This window comes from Enterobacter cloacae, from assembly GCF_011078175.1.
Classification (GTDB): domain Bacteria; phylum Pseudomonadota; class Gammaproteobacteria; order Enterobacterales; family Enterobacteriaceae; genus Enterobacter; species Enterobacter cloacae_Q.
The window spans coordinates 102078-115274 of the sequence record NZ_JAALCJ010000001.1 but is presented as its reverse complement, the minus strand read 5'-3'; the positions used below and the strand labels follow the sequence as shown (position 1 = coordinate 115274).

Below are 13197 nucleotides of genomic sequence, written 5' to 3'. Positions count from 1 at the left end.
AATGGGAGTTTACAACGGCAATATGGATTTTAAGAATAGTCCTAAGCGCATTTAATTGCGACCAAAAATTTTGACAGTCCGTTTTCTCAAATTTAAAGAGTGTAATAGTTACTCTATGAAATTATCTCTACGATGACCGTAGCGTATTTTCAGGGGATAAAGGATGTTCAAAAAAGGGTTTTCGCTGCTGGTGCTGATCGGCGTCCTGTTCTCAGGGCAGATTATGGCAGAACACAAAGGGCATGAATTTCTGTATGTGAAAAACGCCGACCATCAGCTTCGACATGAAGCTGACAGCGACGAGTTGCGCTGCGAAGCAGAGGAATCTGCGGAGGGGTTGCGCGAGCACCATGCCTGGCAGAAATCGCGCAAACCAGATACCTACTTTCCGGGTTAGCTGCCTTTACGCTTAGGCAGGGTTTTCATCAAATCGTCCGGGCTGACGGAGGCCACAATGCTGCCCGGCGGCGGCATTTTGAAGATGTGATTCTTCATCTTGCCAATAACGTGCATTTCACACGGCCGGCAGTCAAATTTCAGCGTCAGCACTTCATCGCCATTCACCAGCTGCATCGGCGTCGCTTTCCAGCTTTTGATATTGCCTTTCGCCTGTTTCGGGCAAAGGTTAAAGGCAAAGCGCAGACAGTGTTTGGTGATCATCACCGGGACATCGCCCTTCTCTTCATGAGCTTCATACGCGGCGTCAATCAGCTGTACGCCGTGACGATGATAAAACGCGCGCGCCTTGTGGTTGTAAACGTTCGCCAGGAAGGAGAGATGCGTGTCCGGGTAGACCGGCGCTGGCACCGCTTCGGCCTTACGGCTGCCGCGCGGATAGTTTGCCAGACGTGCTTCATCCAGCATCTCGGCCGTCTCACGGCGGAACTGGTTCAGCAGACTGTTTGGCACGAACAGCGCATCTGGCAGGTTCACCTCAATATTGCGCGCATAATAAATGGTCTGCCCAAGCTTCGCCACGCCATCCTTGAGGCTGTTGAGCGCTTTCTCCGCATTGTTCGCCACCTCGAACATGCCGTCGAGGGTATGCGTCACGCTGATACCGTCTTCGCAGGTCATGGTCAGGATCAGCTGCTCTTCCCAGCCCCCCAGCGCGATATCCACCGCAATGCGGCGCTCGCTGGAAGTTTTGAGCAAGGCCTGCTGCCAGTTGTGGTCCAGGTTACGGTTCAGCGCCGCGTTGGGACGGACTTTGTAAAGATCGGCAGGCATGTCGTTCGGCCACACGCGATAGCGGTTTTCGCCGGTTTTCTCTACCGTATTAGCACGGAAACCCACCACTTCACGTTTGATCATCACGTTGAGACCATCGCCGTTCGCCAGCGGCTCTGTCACCTGAACGTCAAGATGATCTTTCGCCACTTTCAACACTTCACCCACCGGCAGGCCGATAAACTTCGGTGAATCAAACGCGCCGATATCCCCTTTGCGCGCATTGACGAAATAATCCGTGCTGCCGCGGTGGAAAGTTTTATCCGTAGACGGAATAAAGAAATGCTCTGTACGTCCGGCGGATGCGCGCGCCAGATCCCCACGATCGTCAATAATGGCATCCAGCATCTGGCGATAATGCGCGGTGATATTTTTCACGTAGCTCATGTCCTTGTAGCGCCCTTCAATTTTAAAGGAGCGAACCCCGGCATCGATCAGCGCGCCGAGGTTCGCCGTCTGATCGTTATCCTTCATGGACAAGAGGTGTTTTTCGAACGCGACCACGCGGCCCTGATCGTCTTTCAGGGTATACGGCAGACGGCAGGCCTGTGAGCAGTCGCCCCGGTTAGCGCTGCGCCCTGTCTGGGCGTGAGAGATGTTACACTGCCCGGAATAGGCTACGCACAGCGCCCCGTGGATAAAGAATTCAATGGTCGCGTCGGTTGCCTGGTGGATATCGCGGATCTGGTTCAGGTTCAGTTCGCGCGCCAGAACAATCTGCGTAAATCCGACGTCTGAGAGAAACTTCGCCTTCTCAACGGTGCGGATATCGCACTGGGTGCTGGCATGCAGCTCAATCGGCGGGATATCCAGCTCGAGAACACCCATATCCTGAACGATCAAGGCATCAACGCCGGTCTGATAGAGATCGGTAATCAGACGCTGCGCGGGCTCCAGCTCATCATCATGAAGAATGGTGTTCAGGGTCACGAACACCTTCGCCCCGAAACGGTGGGCAAACGGTACCAGCTCGGCAATGTCGCGCAGGCTGTTGCTGGCGTTATGACGGGCACCGAAGCCAGGGCCGCCAATGTAAACGGCATCCGCACCGTGAAGAATGGCTTCACGGGCAATGGCGGCGTCGCGGGCCGGGCTTAGCAGTTCAAGATGATGGGAGTGCAGGCGCATACTTCGTCGTTATCCGTTATGGTCAAAATGGCGGCTATTGTAGTCAGAAGTCTGGGTCAGTGAAACCGTTTTGCACCGCTTTAGCGGGGATAATGGATCAGAGAGTGAAAATGAACCGTCCGGGCGCTGCTGTTGCGGTAAGCGTGCAGTTTATCGCCGGCAAAACGCACGCCGGAATCAGCTTGAATCGTCCGCCAGCTACCGTCGATCTGCAAGTCCAGCTCCCCGCTTATCACCACCACGTGTTCAATCACCCCGGCTTCGTGCGGCGTGGACTCGCTCAACGCGCCGGGTGACAGCGTAATGGAGAAATGATCGAACTTCAGCTGGTCGTCCCAGGGGAAGAGCGGCTTTACCACCATCGCCTGCTGTTGCGGATCGAACACCGCCTGCGGGTCGCTCTCCGGGGTGATAAATGCCGAAAAAGGCACGTTCAGCCCGGTGGCGATTTTCCACAAGGTTGAGACCGTCGGGCTGGACTCGTTACGTTCGATCTGCCCGAGCATTGCTTTCGACACGCCCGTCTCTTCCGCCAGTTTCGACAAGCTCCAGCCCCGCGCCTGACGCAGCGTTTTCAGGGTAATTGAAAGGTGTTGAGTCATGTCCATGGTTCCTCCCGTTGCGGCAAAGCATACCACTTGTACGCTATAGCGCACAGTGATACCTTATCCCGGACGTTATAACGCACAACGGAGTTTCCATGCGATCGACTGCCTCTCTTTTTCCTGCCGTGCTGGCCGGTTTCGTTGCCGTGCTGGTGGGCTATGCCAGCTCTGCCGCCATTATCTGGCAGGCGGCTGCGGCGGCTGGCGCCAGTACACAGCAAATCGCCGGATGGATGACCGCGCTGGGGCTCGGAATGGGGATCAGCACGCTTGCATTGTCGTGGTGGTATAAAGCCCCGGTGCTGACCGCCTGGTCGACTCCCGGCGCGGCGCTGCTCGCCACCAGTCTGCAAGGCGTGACGCTGGCGGAAACCATAGGGGTATTTATATTTGCGAATGCGCTGATTCTGCTGTGCGGCGTCACCGGCCTGTTTGCCCGGTTGATGAAACTGATCCCGCACTCGCTTGCCGCCGCTATGCTGGCAGGCGTGCTGTTACAGTTTGGCCTGAAGGCATTCAGCAATCTTGAGGATCACATTTTTCTTTGTGGCAGTATGCTGGCAGCCTGGCTGGTGGCCAAAGCCATGGCCCCCCGGTACGCCATTGTCGCCACGCTGCTGGTGGGGATGGTTGTGGCCTGGAGCGGCGGTGACGTTGTCACAAATAAGATGACATTATCCGTCATTATGCCTGAATTCATCGCCCCTGCGTTCACGTTCACCAGCCTGATCAGCATCGGTTTACCTTTCTTCCTGGTGACCATGGCCTCGCAGAATGCGCCCGGCTTCGCCACTATGCAGGCATCGGGCTATCCGCTGGCGGTCTCACCGCTGATCGTTGCCACCGGCGGGCTGGCGCTGCTGTTGTCCCCCTTCGGCGTTTATTCTATCTGCATCGCCGCCATCACTGCCGCCATCTGCCAGAGCCCGGACGCCCATCCGGATGCCAGTAAACGCTGGCTGGCCGCAGCGGCCGCAGGCGGGTTTTACCTGCTGGCGGGGGTATTCGGCGGGTCCATTTCCGGGCTGATGGCCGCTCTGCCGCTGAGCGGGATCCAGACGCTGGCCGGGCTGGCCCTGCTCGGCACTATCAGCGGGAGTTTGTATCAGGCACTGAATCATGAAGCAGAACGTGACGCGGCAATCGTCACCTTTCTGATGACCGCCAGCGGCGTCACGATCCTGGGGATTGGTTCCGCCTTTTGGGGGCTGGTGCTGGGTGGTATCTGTTACGTCATCCTCTCACGCCTTCGCCGCGCGTAGCTGTGACGGCGTAATGCCTGTCATGCTGCGAAAACGATTACTGAAATGGCTGGCGGAGTTGAATCCGCAGGCCAGTGCGATATCGGTGAGCGGCGTGGTCGTGTGCTGCACCAGCGCTTTAGCCTTCTCCATGCGCCGCTGCATGACGTACTGATGCGGTGCCAGACCCATCGACTGGCGGAACATCCGCGCAAAGTGATACTCACTGAGTGCGGCCTGGCCCGCCAGTTCCGCCAGCGTTAAGGGTTGCGCCAGGTTTTCCTCAATAAAGGCCAGCACGTTGCGCAGCACAAACGGCGATAAACCGCCGGTCACAACTGGTAGCTTCCACTGTACGCTGGAATAATGCTGGACTAAATGCGTCAGCAATAAGGTCGACGCGGTGCTCAGGGTGAGCTGATTGGCGTTTTGCTGCCAGTCGCAGCCGAGCAAAAACTGGCGATAAAGGGCGGTAATTTTCGGATCGCTGCCGAAAATTTTTTCCTCCAGCGTTAGCGATAGCGGTCGTTTATCCCAGATTTTCTCCCCCACGTTCCGCAGATGTTCATCGGTACAGTAGAGGTGGACGAACGACAGGTCGTCACGAATATCCCACGTGGATTCGCTCTCTTCAGGCATCAGACAAAAACGGTCCGGCCCGCCGCCATTTTTCCAGCCACCCGGCGTTTTTTGATAGCTTTCATAGCCATCCGCCACGTACAGGCTAAGAGTGTGATGATTGCTTTTCACGGTGATCGTGTCGTGCTTGTTGTACCACGCCGCCAGTTGAATGCCAGTATTGAGCGCGACGGTTTCCCGCAGCACCGCATTTTGTTGGCGTAACGTTTCAAAGGTGTCGTAAACGAGAGACATGGCCGTAAACAGGTGATTAATCAGACTGTCAGTCTAAGAAGTGTTGCAGCCTGTTGCCAGCATTCGCGCGAGAAAAAAGCGCAAGAATTTGCAAGTCTGGCGCAAGGCGATGAAAGCCGTGGGCCCCTTCTTTCGCCACACTGTTGTTTTTCGCGGTATGAGAAGAGAGAAACCATGAACGCATTACTCTATGGGCTGGTCGTTGTTATCTGGGGCACGACCTGGATCGCCATTTTTTTGCAACAGGGGCCGGTTGCAGCGCCGGTCTCCATTTTCTGGCGCTTCGCCGTGGCCAGCGCCACGATGATAATCGTCCTGGTCGCCCTTCGCCGCCTGCGCAGGCTGGCGCTGCGGGATCATCTCTACTGCATGCTTCAGGGCTGCTGCGTTTTCTGTTTCAACTTCTGGTGCTTTTACACCGCCGCCGCCCATATCAATACCGGCCTTGAATCGGTGATTTTCTCGATGGCCGTGCTTTATAACGCCATCAACAGCTTTATCTTCTTTGGCCAGCGTCCTCCCGCCCGCTTCTGGACGGCGGCAGCGCTGGGGCTTATCGGGATCATTACCCTGTTCTGGAACGATTTGCTTGCCAGCGGCTGGAGTGCGTCGTTGCTCACGGGCATTGGGCTTTCCGCACTGGGCACCTACGGCTTCTCGCTGGGGAATATGATCAGCATGCGTCATCAGCGAAACGGGCTGGAAACCATGACCACCAACGCCTGGGCGATGCTGTATGGCACCGTCGTGATGGGTCTTATCGCCCTCTTCAGGGGCGATAGCTTTATGCCGGAATGGACGTTGAGCTATATGGGGGCGCTGCTCTATCTTGCTCTGTTTGGCTCGGTCATTGCCTTCGGCGCCTATTTTACGCTGGTGGGCCACATTGGCCCCGGTAAAGCCGCGTACAGTACTCTGCTGTTCCCGCTGGTGGCGCTGTCGATTTCAACGGTATACGAGGGCTACGTGTGGCATCTCAACGGGATCGTGGGCCTGCTGTTGATTCTGGGGGGAAATATGGTGATGTTTACAAAACCAGAAACCTGGTTCCGTCGCCTGCGGACGGCATAAAAAAACGGCCTGCGAAAATGCAGGCCGTAAGTGTTATTTTGCTGTCTGATGAACATCAAACATGGTGGCATCCGTCGCCATGTCATCCACAACCTGTTTCAGGGTGCCGAAGCCCATCGGCGTATTCTCGTTCGCCAGCTCTTTACCTTCACCTTTACGAACAACTTTAATTACCGGTTTGTTCGTGGCCGCGTCGATCAATTCACCTTCGAAGAACAGCTGCGTATCCATGGTGCGATGGCCCGTTACCATTTGCGTCCCCGCAACCAGCAGCGCGACAGGCACCACTTCATAGAACTGCAACCCTTCTTTCTCTGAGCTCACACCCGTGATGGCACCGCGGAAGATCAGGCTATGTTTGCCCGGCGTCGTCACAATCGGCTTACGTTGGCCAATCGCGGTTTTCAGTTTGGTATTGGTATAATTCAACAGCTCATCAAGCGTTTTTTGCCCAAGCTGAGTGGTCGGTTTTGGCGTCGGATAATAGGTTATCGGCGTCCAGATAATGCTGTCGTAATTCGCCTCATTATAGGAAGGGTCAACCCAGCGCAGGGTTGGCTTCCCGGTTGCAGATGTCATCTCCTGCAAGCCTGAGTAATCTTTCAAAAAGCCTGAATACTGATCGGGGGCTGCAACTTTTGACGCACAGCCTGAAAGGGCCAACAGACCAGAAAGCACTGCAACTTTAAAAAAAGTGTGAGTACGCATGATGGTATTCCATGTTATCTGCAAGTATGCACTTGAAGTTATAACAAAAAATGGGGGGATCTGTTGTGGCAAAAAATGACGATGACAGCACAAATAGCGAAAAAACTGCCCGGACGGAACCGGGCAGTGAAAAATTACTCTTTCAGGTCCACCTGCCAGAAGAGGTGTTTGCCGAAGGGATCGATTTCATAGCCCGTGACCTCTTTACGGACTGGCTCAAAAATGGTCGAGTGGGCAATCATTACCGCCGGCATTTGATCGTGCATCATCTGCTGCGCCTGCCTGTACAGCACCACGCGTTTTTCGCGATCGGTTATCGATTTTGCTTCAGTAATCAGGTTATCAAACGGCTTATAACACCATTTCGCCGAGTTGGACCCGCCGTTGGCGGAGGTACAGGTAAACAGCGGTCCGAAGAAATTATCCGGATCGCCTGTCGCCGTTGTCCAGCCCATCAGCGCGGCCTGATGCTCCCCGCCCTTCACGCGCTTCAGGTATTCGCCCCATTCGTAGGTCACGATTTTGGTCTGCACGCCAACTTTCGCCCAGTCCGCCTGGATCATCTCTGCCATACGCTTTGCGTTTGGGTTATACGGCCGTTGCACGGGCATAGCCCACAGATCGATGCTTACGCCGTTGGCGAATCCCGCCTCGTTTAACAATGCTTTCGCTTTTCCCGGATCGTAATCGTAGTCTTTCAGCTCGCTGTCGGCACTCCAGACGCCAGGCGGCAGCAGGTTTTTCGCCGCCGTGCCGGTGCCGTGGAAGACCGCCTCAATGATGGCCGGTTTGTTAATTGCCATCGCCAGCGCCTGGCGCACTTTTACATTATCCAGCGGCGGCTTTTGCGTGTTAAACGCCAGGAAACCGGTATTCAGACCGGCCTTGCTCATCAGGTTGATGTCTTTATTCGCCTTCATACGCGGCAGGTCCGCCGGGTTCGGGAACGGCATCACCTGGCACTCATTCTTCTCGACTTTGGCAAAGCGCACCGAGGCGTCCGGCGTGATAGTGAACACCAGACGATCCAGCTTCGATTTCCCCTGCCAGTAGTCCGGGAAGGCGGTAAAGAGTATTCGGGAATCCTTTTGATACTGTGCGAGCTTAAACGGCCCGGTGCCGATCGGCTGCATATCGACCTTTTCCGGTGTACCTGCTTTCAGCATGGCATCGGCATATTCCGCCGACAGGATGGAGGCAAAGTACCACGCCAGGTCAGCAACAAACGGCGCTTCCGGGTGTGCCAGGGTGAAGCGCACGGTGCGATCGTCAACTTTATCAATGGCGGTAATCAGGCTGCCGAACTCCAGACTTTCAAAGTTGGAATAACTGCCGTTGGAGACGTTATGATAAGGATGATTCACATCCTTCTGGCGCATAAACGAGAAAATCACGTCATCCGCATTGAAGTCGCGCGTCGGCGTGAACAGCTTATTACTGTGGAATTTCACCCCTTTGCGCAGGTGAAAGGTGTAGACCTTGCCATCTTCGCTTACCTCCCAGCTTTCCGCCAGGCTCGGCACCAGTTCGGTAGTGCCCGGTTTGAAATCGACCAGACGGTTATAAACCGGTACGGCGCTGGCGTCCACGCTGGTTCCCGACGTGTAGAGCTGGGGATTGAAGTTTTCCGGCGATCCTTCGGAGCAATACACCAGCGTTTTTGCCGCGACGGTGGAACTGACCGTCAGCGCAGCAAGCGCCAGCGTTATCATTGTGAATGTGCTTTTCATCATTAATTCCTGTCTTTTTAATTCGACGGCTAATTACTTCTTTTGCCGTTCCATAAATAACATTAAAGTGATGGCGCAAACACATGAAAAATAAATACAGAAGGAAACACTATGGGCTCAGAACTCTCCAGACAATTAACCCAACGCTTTTTCCGCTATCTCGCCATCACCAGCCAGAGCGACCCGAAGGTCAAAACCCTGCCCTCCACCCCGGGCCAGCACGACATGGCGAGGGAGCTGGCTAAAGAGCTGAAAACGCTGGGGTTAGACGATATTGTGATTGATGAGTTCGCCACCGTGACCGCCGTGAAAAAAGGCAATGTTCCCGGCGCGCCGCGTATTGGTTTTATTACCCATATCGACACCGTCGACGTTGGTTTATCCCCGGATATTCATCCACAAATATTAACCTTCACGGGGGATGATCTCTGTCTGAATAAAGAGAAAGGGATCTGGCTACGCGTCAAAGAGCACCCGGAAATTCTGGCTTATCCTGATGAAGAGATTATTTTCAGCGACGGAACCAGCGTATTAGGCGCAGATAATAAAGCGGCCGTCACCGTGGTCATGACGGTGCTGGAAAACCTCACCGCTGAGCACAAACATGGCGATATTGTGGTGGCGTTTGTGCCCGACGAAGAGATCGGCCTGTGTGGCGCGAAAGCGCTGGATTTGAAGCGCTTCGACGTCGATTTTGCCTGGACCATCGACTGCTGCGAGCTGGGGGAAATTGTATACGAGAACTTTAACGCGGCGGCGGCTGAAATTCGCTTTACCGGCGTCACGGCTCACCCGATGTCCGCCAAAGGGGTGCTGGTCAACCCGCTGCTGATGGCAACAGATTTCATCAGCCATTTCGATCGCCAGCAAACACCGGAATGCACCGAGGGGCGCGAGGGTTATATCTGGTTTAACGGCATCCAGGCCGGGCAGAACGAAGCGATACTGAAGGCCAATATTCGTGATTTTGACAAAGGCAGTTTCGCCGCCCGCAAGCAGCAAATTGCCGATGTGGCGGCGCAAATAGCCGCGCAGCATCCCACGGCAAACGTGGAATATCGCATTGAGGATACCTACAGCAATATCAGCAATGCGATTGGCGAAGACCGCCGCGCGATCGACCTGATGTTCGAGGCGATGGAATCGCTCGGCATCACCCCAAAACCGATCCCCATGCGCGGTGGCACGGACGGGGCGGCCCTGTCAGCCAAAGGCTTGCTCACCCCGAACTTCTTCACCGGCGCCCATAACTTCCACTCGAAGTTTGAGTTTTTACCGCTGTCGTCGTTCGAGGCCTCCTGTCGCACTGCCCTGCAACTCTGTCTGCTGGCCGCGCGTTAAGCGGGCTTGCGTGCGAGCATGGTAGCGAAGCGCAGCTTAATACGGTTTCCGTTGGCATCGGTACGGTGGAGTTCCCCTACCTCTTCGTTGTACTTGATCAGTTCCCAGCCTTCGTAGTACTTGCTCAGTTCACCGGTTTTGAAGGCAAACGGGAAGCCAACGGTGCACGGATAATCCTCCGTATCCATGGCGGCAACGATCAGGTTATAGCCGCCTGGTGTGGTGCAACGCTGCATATTGGCGATAAGACCAGGGATGGTTTTCGCTTCGAGGAACATCAACACGACGGTGGAAAGAATAAAGTCGTATTCGCCGTCAAAGGTCAGGTTGTTCAGATCCTTAATCGCCGTTTGCAGATTCGCGATCCCTTCCGCCGCCTTAATGCGCTCGATGTTATCGATGCTCATCGGGTTTTTATCCCACGCCGTCACGTCATAGCCGTTGGCGGCGAGGTAGAGGCTGTTACGGCCATTTCCGCAACCGAGATCGAGCGTTTTTCCCGGCTTCACGCTGTCCGTGCTGAGCAGCACTTCTGAGTGCGTGCGGGTCAGACCATATTTCTCAGTAAAGTAGTTTTCATCGACAGTCATTATTTTTCCTCAGATTGCATAAGCAGTGCCTTATCAGCGCGCACCAGAAGTTTGCCCTGCATCAGCAAGATAAAAGTACGGACCAGCAGCATCGCGATGATGACGTTGGTGAAAATAAACAGGGGAATCGCGAGGGCATGGAAAAACCCTGACGGACTGCTCTGCCCAAGATGTAAACCGGTGGTCGCCAGCGCCGACACCCCGAACGAGAAGCTCCAGAAAGACGCGTTGAACGGCTGAGACAGATACCACGGCATCAGACGCAGCATAAACAGGAGTTGCAGCAGGCCATAGCCGAAAAGCATTTTGGCGAAGGTGTCCGCTTCCCCGCCGTTGACGCTAAACCAGGCGCTACAGGCCACCAGGGCAGGCGCTAGCTGGATCCCGAGCGAGGTACGAAGTGCAGCGGGTAGTTCACCCGCGCTGCGCAGACGCTGCAAAATGACCGGCTCGAGGCTCAGCCAGGAAAAGACGCCGGCACCAAGGAACACCAGCCCCGCGTCGTGGAAACCCAGCGCACCGCAGGCCATCGCGCTGATAAAATTGTTCGCTACCGTCGGCAGATACAGTCCCGGCGTCGTGGCCTCTTCCGGATGCTTGCCGCGCCACAGCCCGGCGCTTTGCCAGGCGGCATATGCAAGCTGCATCACCACGCCCACGCTAAACAACCCCAGCGCAACCGGGCGGTACCACGGCACAAAGCCGATCGCCACCAGCAGCGTTGTGGCAGGAAACAGGCTGACAAAACTGCTCATTACCGGATGCCGCATCTCGGCCAGCACGCTATGTGGAAACCGTACCGCACGGGTAAGAAACGCCACGCTCAGAAGGAACCAGATCGCCACCGCAAGCGCCACCAGGATCTCGCCCGGCCAGCGCGTCACCGGCCAGATGGTACCGGCGTAACGCCAGGCGAACCCCATGCCTATGGTCCCGAGGACCATACCAAAATACCCGGCGGGCAAGTTAAGAACGCGTTGGTTTTGGTTATGCATTTTGTTTAAAGTTTAAAATGTATTTTAAATGCTATTTTAAGGGGTTTCCTGAGCGGACGCCAGCACTTCGGAAAACCAAAAGTTTGCTACGTTTAATGAAAGGCATTTCAGGAATATCACGATGATAAAATATCGGCTTAGCACTGAAACGCGTCTCTGGCGCTGGCAGGACGGAACAACGCCGTGCACCGCCTCCCTCAGACAAGTCATTGCCGTGAAGGATTTTAACGATGTGGCCAGCGGGACAAAAGGCGGTTGGGTTGAGGATGAATACGCGCTCGCCCAGGACGGGGATTGCTGGGTTTACGATGAAAACAGCGTGATGTTTGCCGGGGCCAGGATATCCGGTAACGCCCGCCTCACCCAACCCTGCATCGTAAGCCACCGCGCCCACGTTGGCGGCAACAGCTGGCTTGACGCGGCAGAGGTAAGCCACGGGGCGATAATAAGTGACAACGTCACGATACAACATTCCACCGTGCGCGGGGAGTGCCGTATCGCCGGTGATGCGCGGGTGCTGCATAACAGCATGGTAATTGCAGCCAAAGGGCTGACACCCGACCGTGAGCAGATCCTGCAAATTTATGACAGAGCCACGGTCAGCCAGTCGCGTATTGTGCATCAGGCGCAAATCTACGGCGATGCCATGGTGACCTGGGCCTTTGTCGAGCACCGTGCCGAGGTGTTCGATCGCGCGATTCTTGAGGGCAACGCGCTTAATAACGTCTGGGTGTGCGATTGCGCCAAAGTTTACGGGAACGCCCGCCTGCTGGCCGGTTTGGAGGAAGATGCCATCCCGACCCTTCGGTACAGTTCACAGGTTGCTGAAAACGCTCTCGTCGAAGGCAACTGCGTAATCAAACACCACGTGTTGATAGGCGGCGAGGCGTGGTTACGCGGCGGGCCGATCCTGATTGATGACAAGGTGGTTATTCAGGGGCGCGCACGTATTCATGGCGATGTGCTGATTGAGCATCAGGTGGAAATAACGGACGATGCGGTTATCGAGGCGCTGGAAGGTGAAAGTATTCACGTCCGGGGCGCCAAAGCGATCAACGGCAACACCCGGATCACACGAACCCCGCTGCTGGGGGCGCTATAGTGGGAAGATTCTGGCGTAGAGGTTCACGTCATCGTAACGACCGTTGAGCATTTCCGCTTCCCGCAAACACCCTTCCAGCGTGAAACCGTTGCGCTGCGCCACCCGGTTACTGCTCTGGTTATCCACGCGACACTTGATCACGAAGCGGCGTATCTCGCCGCGCTCAACGTAATAGCGCATAAACGCCTGGATCGCCGCAGAGAGTATGCCCTGCCCCTGATGCGCTTCGTCGAGCCAGTAGCCAATGTAACCGGCCTTATTCGCAGGCTCGATCGCGTTGAAGGACAGCACGCCCACCAGCTCGTCATTCATGAAAATCAGGAACATTTTGGCGTAACCGCGCTGGTGCAACATCTGGTTGCTCTGCACGTTACGGCGCGTGTCCTCTTCGCTGCCGACATGCTGCGCCCAGTCGAAGGTGGTTTGCAGCCAGGTTTTGTTTTTAATAACGAGGTTGTGCAGATCGGGGGTATAGCGATCTTCGACGGCGCGAAGCTCGATTTCCTGGTTAACGGGGATAATTTCTGAAGACATGGTGCCTCTTAATAGCCGGGTGGCGCCCACACTGGACGCCTTATTTAGG

General features: G+C 55.5%; 13 protein-coding genes. 5 read left to right on the top strand and 8 right to left on the bottom strand.

Annotated features, from left to right (window positions below):
- Nucleotides 1-163 precede the first annotated feature (163 nt).
- On the top strand, nt 164-397 hold the full coding sequence (locus G6Q29_RS00565) for a DUF2554 family protein (protein WP_165464113.1): 234 nt from the start codon (nt 164-166) through the stop codon (nt 395-397).
- Here G6Q29_RS00565 and G6Q29_RS00560 read toward each other — a convergent pair.
- Entirely contained in the window at nt 394-2358 is a 1965-nt protein-coding gene (locus G6Q29_RS00560; RefSeq protein ID WP_165464112.1) for a peptidase U32 family protein, read from the bottom strand. The two genes, G6Q29_RS00565 and G6Q29_RS00560, sit on opposite strands and share 4 nt — an antisense overlap.
- Before the next feature lie 80 nt (nt 2359-2438).
- The gene (locus tag G6Q29_RS00555) at nt 2439-2966 is read right to left on the bottom strand and encodes a helix-turn-helix domain-containing protein (RefSeq protein WP_165464111.1); all 528 of its coding nucleotides are present in this window, start codon (nt 2964-2966) and stop codon (nt 2439-2441) included.
- Between the two features lie 92 nt (nt 2967-3058).
- Between G6Q29_RS00555 and G6Q29_RS00550 the strand changes: the two genes are divergently transcribed.
- Nucleotides 3059-4225 carry a benzoate/H(+) symporter BenE family transporter gene (locus G6Q29_RS00550; RefSeq protein WP_165464110.1) on the top strand — a complete coding sequence of 389 codons (1167 nt, stop codon included), beginning with the start codon at nt 3059-3061 and terminating at the stop codon, nt 4223-4225.
- Here the strand turns inward: G6Q29_RS00550 and G6Q29_RS00545 are convergent.
- Nucleotides 4205-5077, bottom strand: a complete 873-nt coding sequence (locus G6Q29_RS00545) for a helix-turn-helix domain-containing protein (protein ID WP_165464109.1) — start codon at nt 5075-5077, stop codon at nt 4205-4207. The genes G6Q29_RS00550 and G6Q29_RS00545 overlap by 21 nt on opposite strands.
- Before the next feature lie 174 nt (nt 5078-5251).
- On the opposite strand from G6Q29_RS00545, the gene G6Q29_RS00540 reads away from it, so the two are divergent.
- The gene (locus G6Q29_RS00540) at nt 5252-6148 is read left to right on the top strand and encodes a DMT family transporter (protein WP_165464108.1); all 897 of its coding nucleotides are present in this window, start codon (nt 5252-5254) and stop codon (nt 6146-6148) included.
- 33 nt (nt 6149-6181) lie between these two features.
- Here the strand turns inward: G6Q29_RS00540 and G6Q29_RS00535 are convergent, their stop codons facing one another.
- Both G6Q29_RS00535 and G6Q29_RS00530 read right to left on the bottom strand, forming a co-directional pair.
- Nucleotides 6182-6856 carry a DUF3313 domain-containing protein gene (locus G6Q29_RS00535; RefSeq protein WP_165464107.1) on the bottom strand — a complete coding sequence of 225 codons (675 nt, stop codon included), beginning with the start codon at nt 6854-6856 and terminating at the stop codon, nt 6182-6184.
- Between the two features lie 134 nt (nt 6857-6990).
- Nucleotides 6991-8586, bottom strand: a complete 1596-nt coding sequence (locus tag G6Q29_RS00530; RefSeq protein ID WP_165464106.1) for an ABC transporter substrate-binding protein — start codon at nt 8584-8586, stop codon at nt 6991-6993.
- A 111-nt stretch (nt 8587-8697) separates the two neighbouring features.
- Here G6Q29_RS00530 and pepT point away from each other — a divergent pair, with 111 nt between their 5' ends.
- The gene (pepT, locus tag G6Q29_RS00525; RefSeq protein WP_165464105.1) at nt 8698-9927 is read left to right on the top strand and encodes a peptidase T; all 1230 of its coding nucleotides are present in this window, start codon (nt 8698-8700) and stop codon (nt 9925-9927) included.
- Here pepT and tehB read toward each other — a convergent pair.
- Together tehB and tehA are read right to left on the bottom strand one after the other, a co-directional pair.
- Nucleotides 9924-10517, bottom strand: coding sequence for a tellurite resistance methyltransferase TehB (tehB, locus tag G6Q29_RS00520; protein WP_165464104.1), 594 nt, complete (start codon nt 10515-10517; stop codon nt 9924-9926). The two genes, pepT and tehB, sit on opposite strands and share 4 nt — an antisense overlap.
- On the bottom strand, nt 10517-11512 hold the full coding sequence (tehA, locus tag G6Q29_RS00515; RefSeq protein ID WP_165464103.1) for a dicarboxylate transporter/tellurite-resistance protein TehA: 996 nt from the start codon (nt 11510-11512) through the stop codon (nt 10517-10519). Before tehA ends, tehB begins: the two co-directional genes overlap by 1 nt.
- A 121-nt stretch (nt 11513-11633) precedes the next feature.
- Between tehA and ydcK the strand changes: the two genes are divergently transcribed.
- Nucleotides 11634-12614, top strand: coding sequence for a YdcK family protein (gene ydcK, locus G6Q29_RS00510; RefSeq protein ID WP_165464102.1), 981 nt, complete (start codon nt 11634-11636; stop codon nt 12612-12614).
- Here ydcK and rimL read toward each other — a convergent pair.
- The gene (rimL, locus tag G6Q29_RS00505) at nt 12609-13148 is read right to left on the bottom strand and encodes a 50S ribosomal protein L7/L12-serine acetyltransferase (RefSeq protein ID WP_165464101.1); all 540 of its coding nucleotides are present in this window, start codon (nt 13146-13148) and stop codon (nt 12609-12611) included. The two genes, ydcK and rimL, sit on opposite strands and share 6 nt — an antisense overlap.
- Nucleotides 13149-13197 lie beyond the last annotated feature (49 nt).

Coding starts and splice junctions, on each gene's coding strand:
- G6Q29_RS00545 (WP_165464109.1), bottom strand. CDS start 5,077: ATGTCTCTCGTTTACGACACCTTTGAAACGTTACGCCAACAAAATGCG.
- G6Q29_RS00555 (WP_165464111.1), bottom strand. CDS start 2,966: ATGGACATGACTCAACACCTTTCAATTACCCTGAAAACGCTGCGTCAG.
- rimL (WP_165464101.1), bottom strand. CDS start 13,148: ATGTCTTCAGAAATTATCCCCGTTAACCAGGAAATCGAGCTTCGCGCC.
- G6Q29_RS00540 (WP_165464108.1), top strand. CDS start 5,252: ATGAACGCATTACTCTATGGGCTGGTCGTTGTTATCTGGGGCACGACC.
- G6Q29_RS00560 (WP_165464112.1), bottom strand. CDS start 2,358: ATGCGCCTGCACTCCCATCATCTTGAACTGCTAAGCCCGGCCCGCGAC.
- pepT (WP_165464105.1), top strand. CDS start 8,698: ATGGGCTCAGAACTCTCCAGACAATTAACCCAACGCTTTTTCCGCTAT.
- tehB (WP_165464104.1), bottom strand. CDS start 10,517: ATGACTGTCGATGAAAACTACTTTACTGAGAAATATGGTCTGACCCGC.
- G6Q29_RS00565 (WP_165464113.1), top strand. CDS start 164: ATGTTCAAAAAAGGGTTTTCGCTGCTGGTGCTGATCGGCGTCCTGTTC.
- G6Q29_RS00550 (WP_165464110.1), top strand. CDS start 3,059: ATGCGATCGACTGCCTCTCTTTTTCCTGCCGTGCTGGCCGGTTTCGTT.
- tehA (WP_165464103.1), bottom strand. CDS start 11,512: ATGCATAACCAAAACCAACGCGTTCTTAACTTGCCCGCCGGGTATTTT.
- G6Q29_RS00535 (WP_165464107.1), bottom strand. CDS start 6,856: ATGCGTACTCACACTTTTTTTAAAGTTGCAGTGCTTTCTGGTCTGTTG.
- G6Q29_RS00530 (WP_165464106.1), bottom strand. CDS start 8,586: ATGAAAAGCACATTCACAATGATAACGCTGGCGCTTGCTGCGCTGACG.
- ydcK (WP_165464102.1), top strand. CDS start 11,634: ATGATAAAATATCGGCTTAGCACTGAAACGCGTCTCTGGCGCTGGCAG.